At 54.1% G+C, this 1,198-nt stretch carries 1 CRISPR repeat array.

What is annotated here, in order from left to right:
- Positions 1-6: 6 nt before the first annotated feature.
- Positions 7-1,196: direct repeats of the CRISPR family, unit length 28 nt; unit sequence CTTTTCCCCGCATAGGCGGGGGTGATCC.
- The last annotated feature ends 2 nt before the right edge of the window (positions 1,197-1,198 follow it).

Below are 1,198 nucleotides of genomic sequence, written 5' to 3' on the forward strand. Positions count from 1 at the left end.
TTCCGACTTTTCCCCGCATAGGCGGGGGTGATCCCAACGGCGGGACAGAAGTCACGATACCAGAGGACTTTTCCCCGCATAGGCGGGGGTGATCCCCTGACGATCAGCAGCGAAAAGGTGGAGTCCACCTTTTCCCCGCATAGGCGGGGGTGATCCCTACATTTTGACGCTACAATCTGCGGGATTTTCCTTTTCCCCGCATAGGCGGGGGTGATCCCAGGAAGCACAAAGTCATATGACAACAAAACCACTTTTCCCCGCATAGGCGGGGGTGATCCCCACGTTTCAAGCTGCCTTTCAGCTTTGAAAGACTTTTCCCCGCATAGGCGGGGGTGATCCTATAGTTGTTTATGATATGAAGCGTTTCGCGTACTTTTCCCCGCATAGGCGGGGGTGATCCCGACAGTGTGCAGCTAAATCGCCGCATGGTCGCCTTTTCCCCGCATAGGCGGGGGTGATCCTCGTTTTGATCCTGATTATTGCGATGGAGAAGACTTTTCCCCGCATAGGCGGGGGTGATCCTACTCCGGAACGAAGATCGTCACACCTACTAAGCTTTTCCCCGCATAGGCGGGGGTGATCCGAGATTGTGAAGCAGGCTGCAAAGTACGGTATCCTTTTCCCCGCATAGGCGGGGGTGATCCTACTACCAGTTGAGGTGATTATGTATGGAAAACCTTTTCCCCGCATAGGCGGGGGTGATCCCGCACTGTTTGCCAGATTTTGTGCAGTGTCAGCCTTTTCCCCGCATAGGCGGGGGTGATCCTCGATACACTGGCGGACATTTTGGAAAAGCGGGCTTTTCCCCGCATAGGCGGGGGTGATCCCTTTACAGGAGCATAGCATACTCTGCTGATCTACTTTTCCCCGCATAGGCGGGGGTGATCCCTAAAGGAGGCGATGGCTACATGAAACTTTACAGCTTTTCCCCGCATAGGCGGGGGTGATCCCTAGTTCTTGTTGTTGCTTAATAATTTGATTATCTTTTCCCCGCATAGGCGGGGGTGATCCTAAATAATTCACCTCTATGGTATAATAACCATGCTTTTCCCCGCATAGGCGGGGGTGATCCCGCTATAAAGCGTCACGTTGACGGCGAGGATAAACTTTTCCCCGCATAGGCGGGGGTGATCCGTGCACGTTGTAGGTCTTGTCGCCCTGTTCAAACCTTTTCCCCGCATAGGCGGGGGTGATCCCG

This window comes from Ruminococcus callidus ATCC 27760 (genome assembly GCF_000468015.1).
GTDB classification, from domain to species: Bacteria; Bacillota; Clostridia; order Oscillospirales; family Ruminococcaceae; genus Ruminococcus_C; species Ruminococcus_C callidus.